This window comes from Paraburkholderia sp. J67 (genome assembly GCF_905220265.1).
In the GTDB taxonomy this organism is placed as follows: domain Bacteria; phylum Pseudomonadota; class Gammaproteobacteria; order Burkholderiales; family Burkholderiaceae; genus Paraburkholderia.
On record NZ_CAJMZK010000007.1, the window covers coordinates 246,642 to 264,544 of the forward strand.

The window sequence follows — 17,903 nt, forward strand, 5'->3', positions numbered from 1 at the left end:
TGCATCCCGCGCCGCATTGCTCCGCCTCGCGCCATATAACAAGGACATGCCCATGACGACCGTTTCCGGTTCGCGCCCGCACCATCCGGCCGGAGTCGACCATAAACTGCTCGCGCTCGCCTCGCTCGGCGGCGCGCTGGAGATTTACGACTTTATCGTCTTCGTATTTTTCGCGCTGACGTTATCCAAGGTCTTTTTCCCGCTGGACATGCCCGAATGGCTGCGCCTGCTGCAGAGCGTGGCGATCTTCGCGACGGGGTATCTCGCACGTCCGCTCGGCGGGATCGTCATGGCGCATTTCGCCGATCGCCACGGCAGAAAGCGCATTTTCAGCCTGACGATCCTCCTGATGGCCATGCCCTGCCTGCTGATGGGCCTCATGCCGACCTACGCCCAGATCGGCTATGCCGCGCCTTTGCTGCTGCTCGTGCTACGCGTGGCCCAGGGCGCGGCGGTCGGCGGCGAAGTGCCGAGCGCCTGGACCTTCGTGGCCGAACATGCGCGCAGCGGCCGGCGCGGCTATGCACTGGGATGCCTCCAGGCCGGCCTCACGCTCGGCTATCTTTTCGGCGCGCTCACGGCCACGCTGATGGTGCGTCTCTTCACGCCCGAGCAGATGATCGACTACGCGTGGCGGATTCCGTTCGTGCTCGGCGGCCTGTTCGGCGTCGTCGGCGTGTGGGTGCGGCGGCGTCTCACCGAAACGCCCGTGTTCGTCGAATTGCAGGCCCGCCAGGAGAGCGCCGCGCGCTTCCCGCTGCGCGAGGCGCTGCGGGGCCAGCGCCGCGCACTGATGCCCGCCGTCCTGCTCACCGCCGTGCTGACATCGGCCGTCGTCGTACTGGTCGTTGTCACGCCTACGCTGATGCAGACGCGCTTCGGCCTGTCTGCGCCACTCACGTTCGCGCTCAGCAGTATCGGCATTGTGTTTCTCAACATCGGCTGCGTGATCGCCGGTCTTGCGGTCGACCGGTTCGGCGCCTGGAAAGCCGTGGCGCTCTATAGCGCGCTGATGCCGGTTGGGACAGCCGCGTTGTATTTTTCATTGGTAGCTGGCAATGGCGGCAGCATGCAGCTCGCGCTCGCGTATGCGTTCGCCGGCATGCTGTCGGGTATCGTCGGTGCGGTGCCGTCGGTCATCATCACTCTGTTTTCGACCGATATTCTCGTTTCGGGTATTTCATTCTCGTACAACATCACCTATGCGATCTGGGCCAGCGTGGCGCCGCTCGCGCTAATCGCAGCATCTCGGCAGACGCCCTGGGCGTGCGTGGTATTCAGCGCGATCGCGGGCGGGCTCGGCCTCGTGGCTGCGGCGCTTTACGGGCGCAAGACGTATTTCGGCACGTGGCGGACGAGTCGGGAGATCACGCAGGCGCTGGGAAGCGCCCATACGGTCGAATAAGACACGATTATTAAAGCTGCTTTTAAATCGCTTTTTAAAGAAGCCTGAATAATGAACGACAGTCGTTCTTATTCAAGCTTCTTTCATTTAAATCGACCGATTTAACGCCACCTTATCAACCGCTTAAGCTTTGCCTTCGTTACAAAAAATATACTTCTAAAGCGTAATTAAAACGGCGCCGATATAGCACGAGCCGTATTCCGGCACGCACACAGGAGAAATTTTGATGGCCATTCAATCGGTTTCCAATCCACTCGCCAGCGCTACCGCGCCGGTCGCAACCGCGACAAGCAACGGGCAATCGGCACAGGCCAGCGCCACGACGCAATCGTCCAGCGCCACGCAATCGTCAGGCGGAACAAACGCCGCGCAAGCTGCGGCGTCGTCGGCTTCGTATTCCGTGAAGATCAGCAACGCCGCGCGCGCCGCATTGGCCGAGGCCACCGAGACCTCGGTGCAAACGGCGCAGGAGGCTAACCGTGGCGATCTTCAGGCGCAGCGACTGCTTGCCAAAGAGCAAGCCAACAAGGTGAACTAACGATTTGATCCGCTCCCGCTTCCATCTGGCAAAGCGGGGGCTTTCTCCGGTTTTAAAACAGCGTTAAAACCGGGCGTTCCGTGGACACCGATTCCTCTTCGGGCGCGGCATCGTCGAACAGATCTGGGACCGATTGCGATTCAAGCGACTCGGGGACCGTGCCTGCGCGAACTTGTGCGAGCAGTTCGGGGGGCAACCAGGCCTCTTCCATTGCACCCAGACCGCCTTCGATCAATTGCTGCAGGAACCAGGAGGGCTTGCGGCCGGTCGTAGCGGCGAGCAATCGCAACCTGCGCTCGATGGTCGGATCGACGCGCACTGCGACGACCTTCAACTTTTCCGCGCTCTTTTTCCTGCCCAAGATGTACTCCGTGCTTTTACGATCGCCCATGAAAAAACCCGCGAAAGCAGAATGCTTTCGCGGGTTTCCTGACGCCGGCGTGGTTTCGAAAAACCTCGCGGCGTCAATTCTGGTGCCTAAGTCGGGACTCGAACCCGAATGCCTCTCGGCGCTACCCCCTCAAGATAGTGCGTCTACCAATTTCGCCACCTAGGCAAGGGAACGGAATTGTATCGACACTTTTCGAACGTGTGAAGAGGTATTTCGAAAATTTTTTCAATCGTGTGAAAAACCCGTAGAAGGCTGCTGCGAAGCGCCTCTTCTCACTCGTCGAGCGCGTGCAGGAATTCGGCCACCATCGCCGCCACCTGCGCTTCCTGTTCGCGGTGCGGGACGTGACGCACGCCCTCCATGATCGCGGCGCGAGCGGGGCCGCTCACGCGCGCCGCAATCCGTTCGGGATGCACGCGCGTGCCGTATTCGTCGAGGCTGCCGTGAATCGCCAGCGTCGGGCATTGCACGCGCGGCAACACGGGATCGAGCGACCAGTTGGCAAATGCGGGCGACAGCCAGGTTTCGATCCACGCATCGAGCACCCATTGCGTCTTGTCGCCGTGATAGCGCACGAGACGCGCGAACTGCGCGGGATCGCGAAACTGCTCGCGCGCCGCCTCGATGCCTGCGAGCGTGCGGTCTTCCGCAAAGGTCTGCGCCGCTTCGGTTACGAGCGCGGCGCACTGCTGTGCGTGCTGCGCCGCGCATTCCACCGCCATGCCACCGCCCACGCTATGCCCGAACGCGATGAAACGCTCGATGCCCAATTGCTCGCACAGTGCCGGAAAAAAGCGCGCGGCCTCGTCGCTCACGAAATGGGCGTCGAGCCGATCCGTGCGCGCATCCGACGCACCAAAACCCGCGCGGTCGTAGGCGATCACGCGGCGTTTCGTTGCGCGCGCAAGCGTCTGCGCAAAGGTGCCCCAGAGCGTCACGCAGCCGAGCGAGTCATGCAGCAGCACAATGGGCGCTCGATGCGCGGATACATCCTGTTGCCAGCTACGTGCGAACAGCTTGCCCGTGGGGCCTGCAATCCAGTGGTCCTGCGTCAGGGTGGGTGTCTCGTTCATTGTTATGCGGTCGTTCTTTGGTCGGATGGGCTCGGCCTTGCCGTTTCCGTTTAGCCGAACAGATGCCTCAGTATGCCTGTTGCCGCGACGCCGATCAGCACCGTCGGCAATAACGAGAGCCGCGTAGCCGCGAACAGCGTGATGGCGAGCCCCGCGAGATCGGCAGGATTGCGCGACACGAAGGCCGGTGCGATCACCGAAATCAGCACACAGCCCGGCACATTTTCCATCACGGCGCGCATGCGCGGACTGAGCGTGCGGTCGCGCAACGCCACATAGCCGATGATGCGCGTGAGGTAAGTCGTGACGGCCATCAGGAAGATGGTCGCGAGCGTGGCGAGCGTCGATCCCTCAAGCATGAGCCGGCTCCCGCAATACCGCCACCACGAGGCCCGCGCAGGCGCCCACCGCCACATACCAGGCGCCCGGCAAATAGAGGTACGTCACCGCGGCCGCCACGAGGCTCACGAGCCACGGCAGGCTCGCACGCATGCCCTTCCACATGCCTTTGAGCAGCACGAGAAAGACTGCCGTGAACGCCATGTCGAAACCATAGCGCTGCACATCGCCCAGCACGGGGCCTAGCACCGCACCCAGCGCCGTGAACGAAACCCAGGTGAGCCACAGGTTGATCGCGACGCCCATGTAATAGGCCATGCTGACGCGCCCGGTCCCGTTCGTCTTCGCGTCGGCCATCGCCATCGCCCAGCTTTCGTCGCACATCAGGAACAGCGCGGGCAGCGCGCGCCGCAGCGGCACATGGCGAATGTATTGCGCAAAGGCCGCGCTCATCAGGATGTGGCGCGCGTTGACGAGAAACGACATCGCGACGATCAGCGCGATATGGGGCGGCGAGGTCCACAGGCGGATCGCCGTGAATTCAGAGCCGCCGGCGAAATTAACTCCCGTCATCAGCGGTACTTCGATGTTGCTCAGGCCCTTTTGGGCGGCCTGGGCGCCCAGCACCAGCGCAAACGGGATGAAGCCCATCATGATGGGCAAGGCCGCGCGCATGCCGCGCGCGACTTCTGAGGTATCGATGGAACGCCGCGCGGAGGCGGCAGAGGTAGGCACGCTGCTCATGATAATTACAATTCCTGCAAAGGCGATATTTTCTGCCGAATGCGTTCGAATTGGGTTGCGTTGTGGCCATGCAGGCGCGAGAATTTGGCACTCAATGCCACGAATCAGTGAAATATCGACATGGAAAGCCAGCTCAAGCTCGACGCCATCGACCGCCGCATCCTCAACGCGCTACAACGCGACGGGCGTTTGCAGAATGTCGATCTCGCGCAGCAGGTGGGGCTGTCACCCTCGCCCTGCCTGAGGCGCGTGCGCCTGCTGGAAGACGCGGGCGTGATCGAAAAGTACGTGGCCGTGCTCGATCCGGCCAAGGTGGGCAAAGCGCTGACCGTGTTCGCGCGCGTCTGGCTCAAGGGACAGGACGCGCATACGGTGGACAGCTTCGCCGAAGCCGTGCGCCAGTTCCCCGACGTCGTGGAGTGTCATCTGATGGCCGGCGACTGCGATTTCCTGCTGCGTATCGTGGCGGCCGATCTCGATGAATATCGCCGCTTCCTGATGGAATATCTCACGCGCATTCCAGGCGTGCAGAGTGTGAAGACGGATATTCCGATGCAGAAGATCAAGCTTACGTCTGAGATTCCGATGTGAGGCGATGCGCCTCGATGTGATTGCGGTCGCAACGATTCCGGATTCGACCTGACCTGATCGCCACGCGAGCGCACTAGTCGAGCGCGCTGATCCTGTACCTTTTTTGATTGACGACTTTATACAGGACGATGAAAGGGAATTGATTCAATATGGCAATCGCTAGCGATTCGATATTGCAGTAAATTTCCTCCGGGCCCATCGCCTTGATGGCGTCCAGAACGACTCGGTCATCGCCATCGCAGGCCAGGTGACAATCCACCTTCCAATCGTCTTTCAAACTCAAGGGATGGGCTGGGTCGTTGATCGCGAGGATCTTTTTATAGCGTTGATCGCCTGGCAATGCCTCACCCGCGATCGAGAACTCATCAAGGCACTGCCGACTGGTGACATAGCGCTCCCACGGCAAAACCGCGTGGACCGAAGTGCAATCTTTAAAGTAGTCTGCTTGTGCCCGGCTATGTTCGTGATGCACCAACACCAGTACGCTGATCAACGCCCGGTCTTTCACAAAAGATAGCAAATATTCGTAGCAGTTAACTAGCGTGTGCCCCGCCCCTGCTACATCGTCCACCAGCAGAATCTTGTTGCCACGCCCGATGCAGGCGTCGATCAGGCCAAACACGTCCTGGTTCCTGATTTCCGCTTTGGCTTCGCGACGATCGTAGTGGACGAAGTCCACCGCGATGCCCAACATCTGCGAGAGCATCAGCGCGGGTATGCCGCCACCACGCAAGATGCCTAAGATCAAGCCGATGTTTTCGCGAAGCAATCGCTCTCTTTTAGCGAGGCAAAACGTCTCTATTTCGTTGTAGTCATAGGAGTAGACGGGAAATCTGGAAAGTTCAGTGGCCATCGATTTTCCACTCCATTTAATGGACGCAAAATAGTCGACCCAACTGCCCGGAATAAGCGCCCTGCACCTGCCACGAAGGTTGACGAACGCCGAGTTGCCCCTCAGCCGCGCAATGCTTCGTTCCCCAATCTTACGGCACGGCAGCGGGGGCGCGATAAAACCCACGAGCAAGTCTTTGAAGCACCGCTTCTGATTCAAGCACACTGTTTGAATGCGTGCTGTCACTACGCGTCGAGTTGCTTGCGCATCGCCACGGTCCATTTCGCGCCGCGCTTCACTGTCTCCCGTTCTTCCCAGCTGATCGGCATCGACACGCCCAAGCCCGGCCGCGCGCGGCGCGCGGTGCGCGGCGCGCAGGCCCAATGCGTGGCGCAATTCGCGCGTCAGTTGCGCCGCCCCGAATCGGTCCCAGCCCAGCGACGGATCGGGATCGAGATCGAGGATGAGGCGGTCGGGTTTCTCGATATCTCCCACCGTGCCCGTCGGGCACGGGAAGCGCATGGTTGAGCGAACGCAGTGCCTGCACGGACCTAGCGAACACGATGGGCGCGCGTTTGCAGAGCTTTGGCTATAGTACGGGGCGCCGATTTTCGCCCCCTATCGCAAACGCATCGAAAAGCAATGCATATTGGGCACGCCCGTGTGCGGCCACATGGCCGCCACGTGGCTGCATATCGCGCAAACGCACACACACTCGCCCGACGCCACACCAGCACAAGAACGACGCGGAGAACCCCGTTGCTGCACCGACCTCTGATCACCAGGCTGCTCACGAGCCTGCTCCCGCTGTTGCCCGCCACCGCCGCCTACGCGAGCGGCGACACCGGCTGCTACCCCACCGCCACGTTGCGCCAGCCCACCTTCGCGTGCGGCGGCGTGCCGATCCTGAGCCCCGGCAACGATACGCGCATCAACGCGATGCTGCTGATGGCCGACAGCACGCAGCTCGCGCAAACCTTCCCTGACCCGAAGACAATCCCCGTCGCGGATCGCCCGAACCAGCTCGTGGTGCCATTCCTCTACGACTACTCGGGCTGGATCTTCATCGGCCAGAAGCAGACCGAGATCGTGAGCGCCGCCGACGACGCCGACAACACCTCCGATAGCGACAACGCCAACCCAGGCGCGAACGGCCAATCTACGCTCTACGCCGACGGCGAAGGCAGCATCTGCCGAAGCGTCGCCTCGGGCGACAAGGCCTTCTACAGCGCATTGAATGCCGCCAAAGGCCTGCCCGCCGACGACGCCGCGCGCCTGCGCGCCTCGCGCGCGGAGATGGTGAAGGCATGCGCGGCGAATGGCAATGGCGCCAGCGACAACGCGCCTGGCTGGCTCAAGCCCACCGGATTGAAGTCCGCGCTTGGCCAACAGTTCGCGACCTACCTGGACGGTGCGAATGCGTTCTATCGCTACGACTTCTTCACAGCGACGAAGTCCTTCGCGAACGCCTCGCATAGTAACGACCCGTGGCTCCGGGAAGCCTCGCTCTACATGACGGGCCGCGCACAACTCAATGCCGCGCAGGCCGACGCATTCAACTCACAGAGCGACACCGCCACACTCGACCGGAGCAAGGTCACGAAGGTGTCGCTCGATGCGGCCCAGACGGTGTTTCGCGCCTATCTGCGCGTCTATCCGCACGGACGCTACGCGGCCTCGGCAACAGGACTGCAACGGCGCGTGGCATGGCTTGGCGGCGACACCTTGCTGCAGGCCGACAGCTACGACCGCGCGCTCGCACGCTGGACGCCGCAGACCTCGAACATGCCGATCGGACAACTCGCCAACGAACTCGACAGCAAGCTATTGATGAGCAACGCGGACGTCGCGAAAGTACAGTCGCCCGCCGTGCTCGCCATCGTCGACTTGATGCGCATGCGCGCGACAGGCGATTTCGATTCCTCGCAACTCAAACCCATCAAACTCGACGAATTGCAGGCGCAAAAGCCGATCTTCGCGAGCATGCCCGCCGTGCACGACTATTTGCTCGCCACATACCACGTCTACGTCGATCACAAACCGGACCAGGCGCTCGCCTTGCTGCCCGACGCGCCCGGCGCATGGCTCGGCTATTTCGGCCTAAGCCAGCAGACCTTGCGCGCCTTTGCGCTCGAAGACAGCGGCCAGGCCGACAAGGCTCGGCAACTCTGGAGCGACCTGATCCCGCTTTCCCGGCTGCGGCTGCAACGCGAAGCGCTTGAACTCGCGCTCGCCATGAACCTTGAGCAAGCGGGGCTCGCGGATCGCGCGTTTGCCGACGACTCGCTCATTCAGAACGCGGCGATTCGTGCGACGTTGCTGCAACGCGCAGCGAATGCGGACCTGTTGCGCGCCCAGGCGCAGAACAAGGCAACGAGCAGCGCGCTACGCGACATCGCGCTCTACACGCTGCTCTACAAGGAATTCACGCGCAGCCACTACGCCGATTTTCTCGCGGATCTCGCCCTGACCCCGTCCACGCCATCCGACGCACTCAAACCGTTCACGCTGCCCGGTGCGAAGAACGACGAAGGATACGCATGCCCCTCGGCGCGCGACATCGCAGCGACGCTGCAAACAAACCCGAACGACCCGAAGGGGCTGAATTGCCTCGCGGAATTCGTGCGCAGCCATCCGCCCGCAGGGGGTCTGGGCGAAGAGGCTTACCAGCTCGCCCCGCCCGCTGCGCAGCCTGACGGAGCGAGCACGACCGCAGCCGCGCCGCCCACGCTCGGCAGCGCGCCCTCGCAATTTCAGGGCAAGCCATACCAGCGAATCGCGAGCTACCAGAGCGTGATTGGCAACCCGCAGGCGAGCGCCGACGAGCGTGCCTATGCGCTCTACCGCGCGATCAACTGCTTCGCGCCTGCGGGCACGAGCGAATGCGGCGGCAACGACCTGCCATCGAGCACCCGCAAACGCTGGTTCAACACGCTCAAGAGCGCCTACCCGCGCAGCAAATGGGCGCAAACATTGAAGTATTACTGGTGAAACGCGGGGTGAAGCGTGGAGTCTGCGCCCTCTTGCTGGCGCTTGCGCAGACGGCATCGGCCGGCACGGTCGATGCCACGCAGTACGACGCGTACTGGCTCTGGGCGGGCGTCAAACCGCAGACGGTGTTGCGCGACGCGCACACGCTCTACGTGCTGCAAGGTCAGATTGAAGCGACACCGGGCGACGAAAATCAGGTACGCGTCATTGCCCAGGGCGTGGCTCTGCCGGACAAGACCCGGGCGCACATCTGGCTTGCCTATCGCGCACATACGCTGCGCTGGACGCCGCGCGTGATGCAGATCATGCTGGCGCAGCTTGCGCGCTGGCGCGAAACAGCACGACGAAGGGGCGAGACGATCGAAGGCATCCAGATCGACTTTGACGCGCGCACACTGCATCTTCAGGACTACCTGGATTTCCTGCGCACACTGCGCGCGAACCTTCCGGCCGATTGCCGCTTGAGCATCACGGGGCTGCTTGACTGGAGCAGCCGCATCGACGCGAACCAGGTGAACCAGCTCAAGGAGATCGTGGATGAAGTGGTGGTGCAGACCTACCAGGGCAGTCACACGATTACGCGCTACGACGCCTACCTGCCGCGCGTGGCGCGCCTGCAATTGCCATTCCGGATTGGCCTGATCCAGGGGGGCACATGGGAAGCGCCGCCGTATCTCGCGACGAATCCGTGGTTTCGTGGCTACGTGGTGTTCTTGCGCAATCCATAACAATCCGCTGTGCGGCCCACGCACGAGCAACCACGGGCGCGCAGCGCTTGCAGAATGGGACCGCGCCCAACGATACCGAGTCGCAAAGTGGCATCGACACCCTACGAGCCGCCGAAGGCGACCGTATGGTGACGCGCCGTGCGTATCTATCGCGCCGCGACGTTTCAAATTCTGGATTGAGATAACTGCCCGCGAGAGTGGCATGACGCGATCGAGCTGACGCAGGATGGGCCCCGCCTGTGCCGTGGCATCGGTGCCCTTCGACGCCGATCCAGACGACACGCCCTGATGCAACAGGCCCAGTGAAAGCATTCCGCCGCGCTCAACGGCCGATTAATTCGCGATATTAAGCAGTTCTTGTCGCATATCAAATCAGGCGCGAATCGTCCGCCCTGTCTTCCTCGGGCAAAAAATGGCTTCATCTGGCGCAAATTAGGATAAATCTCGTTCCGTCGCGATTCCCGGCAAATCAGCATGGCAAGGTGAGTGGAAAAACCGTCCGCTCTGCTGGCGTAATGCTTTTTTCCAATGGAGGAATCGCATGAGAGACGCAGTAACAAGACGTGAAGTCGCCCGCCTGGGCGACAAAACCGACCACGGCGGCGAGGTCGTACAGGCCAGTCCAACGCTTACGCATATGGGTATTCGTGTGGCGCTCGATGGTCATCTTGTCGAGTGCCCGAAGTGCGGCGACCTGTTCCCCATCATTGCTACAGGCACCCGCACACATGGCGGCGTACGCGTTGCGTTTCTGGGTGATAAAACCGCGTGCGGTGCCACGCTCGTCAAGGAATGACGATGGCGTGGCAAATACAGAAACGCGCCGTGACGTTCACCGGCGACGAACTACCGGAGGTCGTCCATACGGGCTACAACCGCGAAAGAATCCGTGAACCGTTGCTCACCGTGCGCAGCGTGGAAGGCCGGGAAGGCGTCGGCCAACAATTCGAGTACGTGATTAAAGCCGAAGTCGCGAATCCGGAGTGGCTACAAGATCCGCACGACGCGGCACAACTCGATCTTCAATCCCTCATAGGATCGCCCGGCACAATCGCTATCCAGATCACGGGCATCGGTTCGTACCAGAAGGGGCAACCGGGTTATACGGGCTACCCGAACAAAGGGGCGAATATCCGCTACATCAACGGCACCATCATTACGGCCGAAATTGAAGGTACGGAAGATCGTGGTGCGATTTATAGATTCGTCCTTGCGCCCACCGCCTGGGATGCGACGCAGAATAGCGACTCGCGGATTTACCGGGGCAATGTGATTGAAGTGCTCGAACGCGCGCTAGAACGGTACGGCCTGATCGAATGGCGCATCGGGGGGCCGTGGGGGGGCCGCAAGACCTACCCGCCGCGCGACTACATCCGCCAGGCGTGGGAGTCGAACTGGACATTCGCCCATCGCATCATGGAAGAATGGGGGCTAACCTACTGGTACGAGCATTCCGAGCATTCGCATACGCTCGTCATTACTGACTCGATGGGCGGCTATCACCCGCATGGCGTCGCCTACGAAAAGCTGCGCTATCACACGGGTAGCCGTATTGACGAGGAACACGTCAGCGAACTACGCGTTTCGTATTCCGCCACGGCGTCGAAAGCCGTCGTCAACGATCACGACTATAACGGCACGCGCATGCGCCGCTCGCTGGTCCAGAACCGCGAGGAATACGAGGATTCGCGCGGGACGGCCGATCCGAACATCAAGCTTTATACATCGGCCGCATACGCCCAGCCTGACGCCGGTCACGGCCATTTCAGCGACAACGATATGCATGAGGAAGGCCAGTATCTGGCGCGCGTGACGTTGGAGGCCGCACGCTGCAAGGGCGTGCGCGCGTTTGGCAAGGGTCATTTAACCGGGCTTCAATCGGGGCGGACAACGACGGTTTTCAATTTCCCCCAGGATGCAGCTAACAGGGAATATGTCGTCCACACTGTTTATATGAAGCTGGTCGATGTCGGTACGGGCACGGGGCGCGATCGTACCTATTCGATTGAGACTGAATTCGAGCTTCATCCCGTCACCGAATATCTGCGCTTACCCCAGGTCACGCCCCGTCCGCGTATTGACCATTTCGAGCGGGCCGTGATTGTCAGCCCGAACGATGCCGAAGTGTGGGTGGACAAGTACAACCGTGCACTGGTCCGGTTTACATGGGATCGGAAGGAAGATTTCACGGGACGAAATTCGATATGGGTCCGTCTCGGGATGCAGTGGCAAGGTAACCAGATGGGCACGGTATTCCATGCGCGCGCGGGGCAGGAAGTATTGATTGGGTACGAGGAAGGTGATTGTGACCGCCCGTTTATCGCGCATTTCGTCGTCAATAACTTCAACATGCCGCCGTGGGAAATGTCGACTAACCAGGCACTCAGCGGCGTGGTGACGAAAAGCCTGGGATATGGCGGCACATCTAACCTTCTCGGGTTCGACGATACCCAGGGCAAGCAACAGGTCCAGCTCGCGAGCGATCACGGCAAATCGAGCCTGGCGCTGGGCTATAACACCCGCATCGAGGGCAACAAGGGGCGGCAAGACGCGCGCGGCGAAGGCGTCGATCTGCGCACGGACTTGAAGGCGGCGATCCGGGCCGCAATGGGGTTGTTGATCACAACATGGGCGCGAATCGGCGCAGTGGGGAAGGCCCTTGAAATCGCCGAAACCATCGCGCGGCTCACCCAGGCGCGCGATCTTCAGGAGCGCATGGCCGGTATCGCGCAGAAGAACGGCGCACAGGGCGCGACGGGCGAACAGGCAGACGTAGCGAAAGACATCAAGGAAATCAATGCAGCGCTGCGCGGCCAGGCAGGCCATCGCGAAGATGATTTTCCGGAATTCGAAAACCCGGATATCGCCGTTTCCAGCGCGGGAAACCTGCACACGACGGCAGCAGGCACGGCGCACTTTGCAAGCGAGCGCCATACCGCGATCAGTGCGGGCGGTAGCGTGGCGATTGCGTCGGCGGGTTCGTTCCTCGCTTCCGTCATCGAGAGGATTTCGCTCTATTCGCACAAGGCCGGTGTCTTTATTGGCTCGGCATTTGGCAAGGTACGTGTGCATGCGCAGGCCAGTACGCTCGACCTGGCGGGGCACGGCAACGTCACCGTGTTAAGCGAGAATGGCACGGTCTTTGTGCTCGGCAAGGAGCGGATCGTCCTGAGGGCGGGCGAATCGGAGGTCGTGATTGATGCGCAGGGCGTGACCGCGCGCACCCGTGGCGAGGTGCGGCTGCATGGTGCCGATCACGCGACGGACGCCCCCCTGGCCGCGCCGTCACACTTCGCCGTCGTGGCCCCTTACCCGATGACCGTCTCGTGCGCAGCGTTCAATGCGGTCGAGGCGACGGACACTGGGGAGAGTCGCAGCGCGGTGCCGTCACCCGCGTCCTCAACATCGGCGGCGGTGGCGTCCCTTTCGCCTGCTCCCTCGCCGCAGATGCTCTCCGCCAGCGATATGCAGTCAGCGGCGGGCATGATGCCAGCGGGGCTCCCGGCGTCCCTGCCCGCCGCGCAGGCGTCCACCGCGCCCGCTGGCACCACCGCGCCCCAGGCCACTACGCCCGTGCATGCGCCGACGGAACCCTGCAAGATCAACGATCTAAGAGATATCCCGATGTCGGAAGTCACCTGGGATATGGAGTGTGCCGATTACTGGGGGCTCCTTGCCGACGGAAGCCCCTACATCGACGAGAAAACCGGCAAGCAGAAATTTATCCGCATGGCCGGTTCGAACGGGACATTCGATATCGGATTCGACAAAGCAAGCAAGACACTCACCATGCGGGTGATCGTGCTGGTCATTCCCAGGAGTGTGAAGGAAAAAAGTCCAACCTCAGCCACCCCCGACGTGGAAACGCCGTATGAATCCGCGCGCGACAATGACCCCCGTTTCGACGAGCAATTCCTGAAATCGGATCGCCCTGTTTCGGAAATCACCAATCTCGCCAATATGAAACAAAAGATTGAAACCTTTCTGAACGGCAATAACTACAAAATGGCATTGAAACAGTGTCCGTTTTCCAGTCCGGCCGATACCTGCACGCCTGATGCACCGAGTGGCACGGCACCTCTCTGGCAGAGCACCTGCGTTCAACAGGTCAATGTCAAATTCGAAATTGATTTCATCACCGATCCGAAGCAGCGGGCACATCGGAGAGTCAATCTTTACCCGATGTCGATGCGTGCGGATTCTGGGAATTGGGGGGAGCGCAATGTCATACGCAACAAGAAAAAAACTGAATGGATAGACAATCCGATCGAACATGTCCAAGCCCATGAAACAGGACATTTATTCTCGTTCCCTGACGAATATTTCGATGCTGGCGGGTCGATCCACAAAAACTATATTACGGCAGAACAAAAGGTCAATCTCCCCCTGGCCAACCATAATCCCGATTTGAACACCTGGCAGGGTGTAGGAAATAGAACGTTGATGGGTCCCGGGGTCTATCTCGCTACGCCACGCTTTCCTTCCTATTATCTGCAACGGGCGGTGGACTGGTTCGATCGTCAGACGGGCAAATCGTGGGTGGTGACGCCCCGCATCGAGGCATGAGCATGCGAAAGATTTTACTCGTTTCACTATTGATTTCTGGAAAATTAAATGGCGAGGCTGTAATGGCAAATGACGATTTGATGGGCTTCGATATGACAAGCAATAATTATCTGAATACGAGAGATTCAATCGGATTGGACGAACATAATTTCTCCGTGATATTCCGGGGTGACACTATGAGCACCAAGGGAACGATATATGGCGCCGGGGTATCTGAAGGCATCATCGATACCGATGACCAGACGGCATTTCGCAACATGCGAACCAGCATCTGCTCCATGAAAGAGCCGATGACGGTCAGGCCAGGAAACCCCGCGTCATTTTCGGCGAGCGTAACGTGCCCCGACGGCCGGGAAATCAATGGGTTGATGGACATCCCCTCGTTGCCTAAATCCGTCGGCGCGGAGGTGCTCTCTCCCACGCGTGACATGGTCGCGAAGTTCTACAACGAAGGGACGCCCGTCGCCCGCCTGGATGCTTCGGTCGACATCAAGCCGATGGGTGGAAAACTACTATTCACCTTCAAATTCAAGAACAGTGGGGAGAGTGCGAAGATCGTGTTCAACAGCCCTGAAGTTTGGGGACACGAAGCCATAGCGATGACAAAAAACTCTGAGATTGGCGTGGGCGGAGGACTTGTTGGTAGCGACGACAGTGATTTTGATATTAGACTTGGAAGCGATGAATTTATCAATAAAGTTGATTATCCGAATGGAATCGTGGAAATACCACCTGGTCAGATTCGATATCTAAAATTCCTGGCCATTCCAGATAACAGATTGAAGCATGGAAGATACGTGATTGGCGCAACAGTGACGATTTGTGTTGTGCTAGCACCGGAAAAATTGAAGGGTGCTGTTGAATTTTCCATTGAAAATTCATTCGTTGAAATCCCCCATGATTTTCCATCGAACGATGCCGATATGCAGAAATTCGAACAATATCGAAGGGAACTGCTCTTCAATCGCCCGAAATCAATAGGCACTCAGGTAGAGGAAACGGGCTACTACCGCGCATATGGCATGGACGACAAAGACCGCGACGATTTCCCGCAGCTACTGCGCAAGGGTGAGAAGTTTCCCGAGCGCACGATGGAACGGCGCGATGGCGGTAGCCATAAGGAAATCGGCCCCGCGAAGCTATGGCGATGGGACGCCTACCCTGATGCGAAGGTAAGCGCGCATACCGGCGAGCCATGCCCCCGTGCGGGCCGCTGGGTGCCGCAGATGGCGGCGGGTATGTCGGCCAGCGCGTGGGACGTTTTTAAGGCGGCAGGAGGCCCGCGCGAGTTGAAATCAGGTGAACGTATGCCGCGCCTAGGGCTGGAGTCAGGCGCAATCTCATGGACCTGGATCGGCCCGCCCACGAGCGCCTAAGCGATGTCGATGGCTCCGCTTCGGCGGGGCTTTTCATTTGTGCGCCTGGGCCAATCCGCAGCGCAGCGCGATCGCCCGCCATGCTCGCACGGGCCACGATGCCCGCGCGTCATTGCACGCTTCGCGCACTTCCTAAAGCCGCCCATCCGGCCCGCACGCGCCATGCATGCTGCGCTTCCGCTCGCACGTCCACGGGTAATTCGAAAACGCCTCACGCAGGGACCAAGGATACGCGCACAGAGGCAGTAATCCCGTGATCCGGTTGACTGGTTGGTACTTGCACATCGACAAAGAAACGCGAAACCGGAGAAAGTCCGAAACGAGCACTTACAAATACCCGCTATACGCCAGCCCGCATGAAGTTTAAGCACCAAACGACCGATAACGACAGCACGGGTCCCCGTTCCATCGCTGACAAAAAACTTTCATGTCCATCTGGCGCAAACTATCCATCCAGAACAAGCTGATTCTGAGCATGACCACCTGCCTGCTGATTTTCATCGGCATATCGAGCGGACTGAGTATCTGGTTGATAGGCGACACGGTACGTGAGCGGGTGGTGAATGACGAATTGCCGACGGCGGTCAACGGCATCCGCGCGGACGTCCAGCGCCAACTGGCGGGCCCGATTACAGCTGCACGGGCGCTGGCGCTCGATCCTTTCCTGCAGCAATGGGAAGCCCAAGGCGAGCCAGACACGGGCACGACCAACTGGACGCACCTCGCCGCCAACATCAAAGCGGAGCAAAAGGCGGCAAGCGTGCAATGGGTTTCGACCAAAACCAGCAACTACTACACGGAAGCCGGCTTGCAGCGGAAGATTGGCGACCAGGACGGCTGGCTGAAGGCGTTTCTCGCGACGGGGAAACCGTACGAAGTGAACATGGACCGCGACGTAGCCGTAGGCGGCTACATGATGTTCATCAACGCGCGAGTGGAGAGCGCGAACCCGACGGAAGGCGCCACCGGCGTGGCAGGCATGGCGCTCTCGGTCGACGCGCTCGCAGCAGGGATATCGAGCTACAAGATCGGCCAGACGGGCTTCGCGTACCTCGTGCATCCGGACGGCGCGATCATGATGCATCGCGACACCGCCCTCGTGGACGGCAAGCACTTCCTGAAAGACACGCCCGGCATGCCAGCCGCCGCTGCGACCGCGCTGCTGGACAGCAAGACCTACCAGTCGACGACCTACCCGGCCCCCGGCGGCACGCGCTACATCGCGACCTCGTACATCCCTGAGCTGAACGCCTACGTCGTGGTCGAAGTGCCGCAGAGCGAACTGCTCGGCCCGTTCGAGCGCACGATCCGCACGGCCACGCTGATCGCCGCCGTGGTGGGCCTCGCGGCTGCGCTCGCCGTGATCCTGCTGGTAGGCCGCGCGATTGCCGCGCCGGTGCGCCGCGCCGCCATGCTGCTCGCCGAAATCGCGGACGGCCAGGGCGATCTCACGCGCCAGATGGCGGTCGAGACCGGCGACGAGGTCGGCCAGCTCGCCGACGCATTCAACCGCTTCGTGGCCTCGATGGGCACGCTGGTGCGCCGCGTGCGCGCCTCGTCGACCTCGATCGCCATCGGCTCGACGCAGATTGCCATGGGCAACGCCGATCTGAGCCAGCGCACCGAGGACCAGGCCAGCAATCTCGAACGCACGGCCGCGTCGATGGAGGAAATCACCGCCGCCGTGAAGAACAACACCGACACGGCGCGCACCGCCGCGCAAATGGCCAGCACCGCGTCCGCGGCCGCCGCGCAGGGTGGCGAGGTGGTCGGTCAGGTGGTCAGCACGATGGAGCAGATCAGCGGCGCGTCGCGCAAGATCTCCGAAATCATCGTGGTAATCGACAGCATCGCGTTCCAGACGAATATCCTCGCGCTCAATGCGGCCGTCGAGGCGGCGCGTGCGGGCGAGCAAGGTCGCGGCTTTGCGGTGGTGGCCTCGGAAGTGCGCAATCTCGCGCAGCGCAGCGCGCAGGCTGCCAAGGAGATCAAGGCGCTGATCGAGCACAGCGCGGGGACCGTCGACGCCGGTTCGCGCCTTGTCGCCGATGCGGGTCGCGTGATGAGCGACGTGGTCGCGCAGGTGCAGGGCGTGAGCACGATGATGAGCGAGATCACGTCGGCGAGCGTCGAGCAAAGCGCGGGCATCGGCCAGATCGGCGATGCGGTGCAGCAACTCGATCAGGTGACGCAGCAGAACGCCGCGCTGGTCGAGGAAAGCGCAGCGGCGGCGGAAAGCCTCAAGCAGCAGGCCGCCGAACTGGACCGTCTGGTAGCCGTGTTCAAGGTGGGCGAAGAGAGCGTGGCCGCTTAAACCTCTTCGACCCTG

General features: G+C 60.9%; 14 protein-coding genes and 1 tRNA gene. 9 read left to right on the forward strand and 6 right to left on the reverse strand.

The annotated features are described in order from the left end of the window. Window positions 1-52 precede the first annotated feature (52 nt). Window positions 53-1,405: an MFS transporter gene (locus U5782_RS16330; RefSeq protein WP_322044883.1), complete on the forward strand. Its 1,353-nt coding sequence runs from the start codon at window positions 53-55 to the stop codon at window positions 1,403-1,405. A 226-nt stretch (window positions 1,406-1,631) separates the two neighbouring features. Continuing rightward, a complete protein-coding gene (locus tag U5782_RS16335) occupies window positions 1,632-1,943 on the forward strand; it encodes a hypothetical protein (protein WP_322044884.1) in 312 nt (103 codons plus the stop codon). A gap of 52 nt (window positions 1,944-1,995) precedes the next feature. Here the strand turns inward: U5782_RS16335 and U5782_RS16340 are convergent, their stop codons facing one another. From U5782_RS16340 to U5782_RS16360, 5 genes are all read right to left on the reverse strand, one after another. After that, complete coding sequence (locus tag U5782_RS16340) at window positions 1,996-2,277, reverse strand: hypothetical protein (protein WP_415914340.1); 282 nt, start codon at window positions 2,275-2,277, stop codon at window positions 1,996-1,998. Window positions 2,278-2,414: 137 nt separating this feature from the next. Then, window positions 2,415-2,499 (reverse strand) — tRNA-Leu (locus U5782_RS16345). A gap of 107 nt (window positions 2,500-2,606) precedes the next feature. Next, complete coding sequence (locus U5782_RS16350) at window positions 2,607-3,407, reverse strand: alpha/beta hydrolase (protein WP_322044886.1); 801 nt, start codon at window positions 3,405-3,407, stop codon at window positions 2,607-2,609. Window positions 3,408-3,457: 50 nt separating this feature from the next. Further along, window positions 3,458-3,766, reverse strand: a complete 309-nt coding sequence (locus tag U5782_RS16355; RefSeq protein ID WP_322044887.1) for an AzlD family protein — start codon at window positions 3,764-3,766, stop codon at window positions 3,458-3,460. Further along, a complete protein-coding gene (locus U5782_RS16360) occupies window positions 3,759-4,490 on the reverse strand; it encodes an AzlC family ABC transporter permease (RefSeq protein WP_322044888.1) in 732 nt (243 codons plus the stop codon). The genes U5782_RS16355 and U5782_RS16360 overlap by 8 nt, the downstream gene beginning before the upstream one ends. A gap of 120 nt (window positions 4,491-4,610) precedes the next feature. On the opposite strand from U5782_RS16360, the gene U5782_RS16365 reads away from it, so the two are divergent. After that, complete coding sequence (locus tag U5782_RS16365; protein ID WP_322044889.1) at window positions 4,611-5,081, forward strand: Lrp/AsnC family transcriptional regulator; 471 nt, start codon at window positions 4,611-4,613, stop codon at window positions 5,079-5,081. A 73-nt stretch (window positions 5,082-5,154) separates the two neighbouring features. Here U5782_RS16365 and U5782_RS16370 read toward each other — a convergent pair whose 3' ends face one another. Continuing rightward, window positions 5,155-6,408, reverse strand: a complete 1,254-nt coding sequence (locus U5782_RS16370; RefSeq protein WP_415914341.1) for a phosphoribosyltransferase family protein — start codon at window positions 6,406-6,408, stop codon at window positions 5,155-5,157. 264 nt (window positions 6,409-6,672) lie between these two features. Between U5782_RS16370 and U5782_RS16375 the strand changes: the two genes are divergently transcribed. From U5782_RS16375 to U5782_RS16400, 6 genes are all read left to right on the forward strand, one after another. Then, window positions 6,673-8,904 (forward strand): hypothetical protein, encoded by a 2,232-nt coding sequence (locus U5782_RS16375; RefSeq protein WP_415914342.1) that lies wholly within the window; start codon window positions 6,673-6,675, stop codon window positions 8,902-8,904. A gap of 8 nt (window positions 8,905-8,912) precedes the next feature. Next, window positions 8,913-9,632: a DUF3142 domain-containing protein gene (locus tag U5782_RS16380; RefSeq protein ID WP_322044890.1), complete on the forward strand. Its 720-nt coding sequence runs from the start codon at window positions 8,913-8,915 to the stop codon at window positions 9,630-9,632. 541 nt (window positions 9,633-10,173) lie between these two features. Then, on the forward strand, window positions 10,174-10,428 hold the full coding sequence (locus U5782_RS16385) for a PAAR domain-containing protein (protein ID WP_322044891.1): 255 nt from the start codon (window positions 10,174-10,176) through the stop codon (window positions 10,426-10,428). A 2-nt stretch (window positions 10,429-10,430) separates the two neighbouring features. After that, on the forward strand, window positions 10,431-14,198 hold the full coding sequence (gene tssI, locus U5782_RS16390) for a type VI secretion system Vgr family protein (protein WP_322044892.1): 3,768 nt from the start codon (window positions 10,431-10,433) through the stop codon (window positions 14,196-14,198). A 2-nt stretch (window positions 14,199-14,200) separates the two neighbouring features. Then, window positions 14,201-15,574: a hypothetical protein gene (locus tag U5782_RS16395; RefSeq protein ID WP_322044893.1), complete on the forward strand. Its 1,374-nt coding sequence runs from the start codon at window positions 14,201-14,203 to the stop codon at window positions 15,572-15,574. Between the two features lie 427 nt (window positions 15,575-16,001). After that, window positions 16,002-17,888 (forward strand): methyl-accepting chemotaxis protein, encoded by a 1,887-nt coding sequence (locus U5782_RS16400; RefSeq protein ID WP_322044894.1) that lies wholly within the window; start codon window positions 16,002-16,004, stop codon window positions 17,886-17,888. The last annotated feature ends 15 nt before the right edge of the window (window positions 17,889-17,903 follow it).

What these genes read in the sequence shown, in the direction of transcription:
- U5782_RS16365 (WP_322044889.1), top strand. Translation starts at nt 4,611, where the DNA reads ATGGAAAGCCAGCTCAAGCTCGACGCCATCGACCGCCGCATCCTCAAC.
- tssI (WP_322044892.1), top strand. Translation starts at nt 10,431, where the DNA reads ATGGCGTGGCAAATACAGAAACGCGCCGTGACGTTCACCGGCGACGAA.
- U5782_RS16395 (WP_322044893.1), top strand. Translation starts at nt 14,201, where the DNA reads ATGCGAAAGATTTTACTCGTTTCACTATTGATTTCTGGAAAATTAAAT.
- U5782_RS16330 (WP_322044883.1), top strand. Translation starts at nt 53, where the DNA reads ATGACGACCGTTTCCGGTTCGCGCCCGCACCATCCGGCCGGAGTCGAC.
- U5782_RS16360 (WP_322044888.1), bottom strand. Translation starts at nt 4,490, where the DNA reads ATGAGCAGCGTGCCTACCTCTGCCGCCTCCGCGCGGCGTTCCATCGAT.
- U5782_RS16385 (WP_322044891.1), top strand. Translation starts at nt 10,174, where the DNA reads ATGAGAGACGCAGTAACAAGACGTGAAGTCGCCCGCCTGGGCGACAAA.
- U5782_RS16400 (WP_322044894.1), top strand. Translation starts at nt 16,002, where the DNA reads ATGTCCATCTGGCGCAAACTATCCATCCAGAACAAGCTGATTCTGAGC.
- U5782_RS16350 (WP_322044886.1), bottom strand. Translation starts at nt 3,407, where the DNA reads ATGAACGAGACACCCACCCTGACGCAGGACCACTGGATTGCAGGCCCC.
- U5782_RS16335 (WP_322044884.1), top strand. Translation starts at nt 1,632, where the DNA reads ATGGCCATTCAATCGGTTTCCAATCCACTCGCCAGCGCTACCGCGCCG.
- U5782_RS16355 (WP_322044887.1), bottom strand. Translation starts at nt 3,766, where the DNA reads ATGCTTGAGGGATCGACGCTCGCCACGCTCGCGACCATCTTCCTGATG.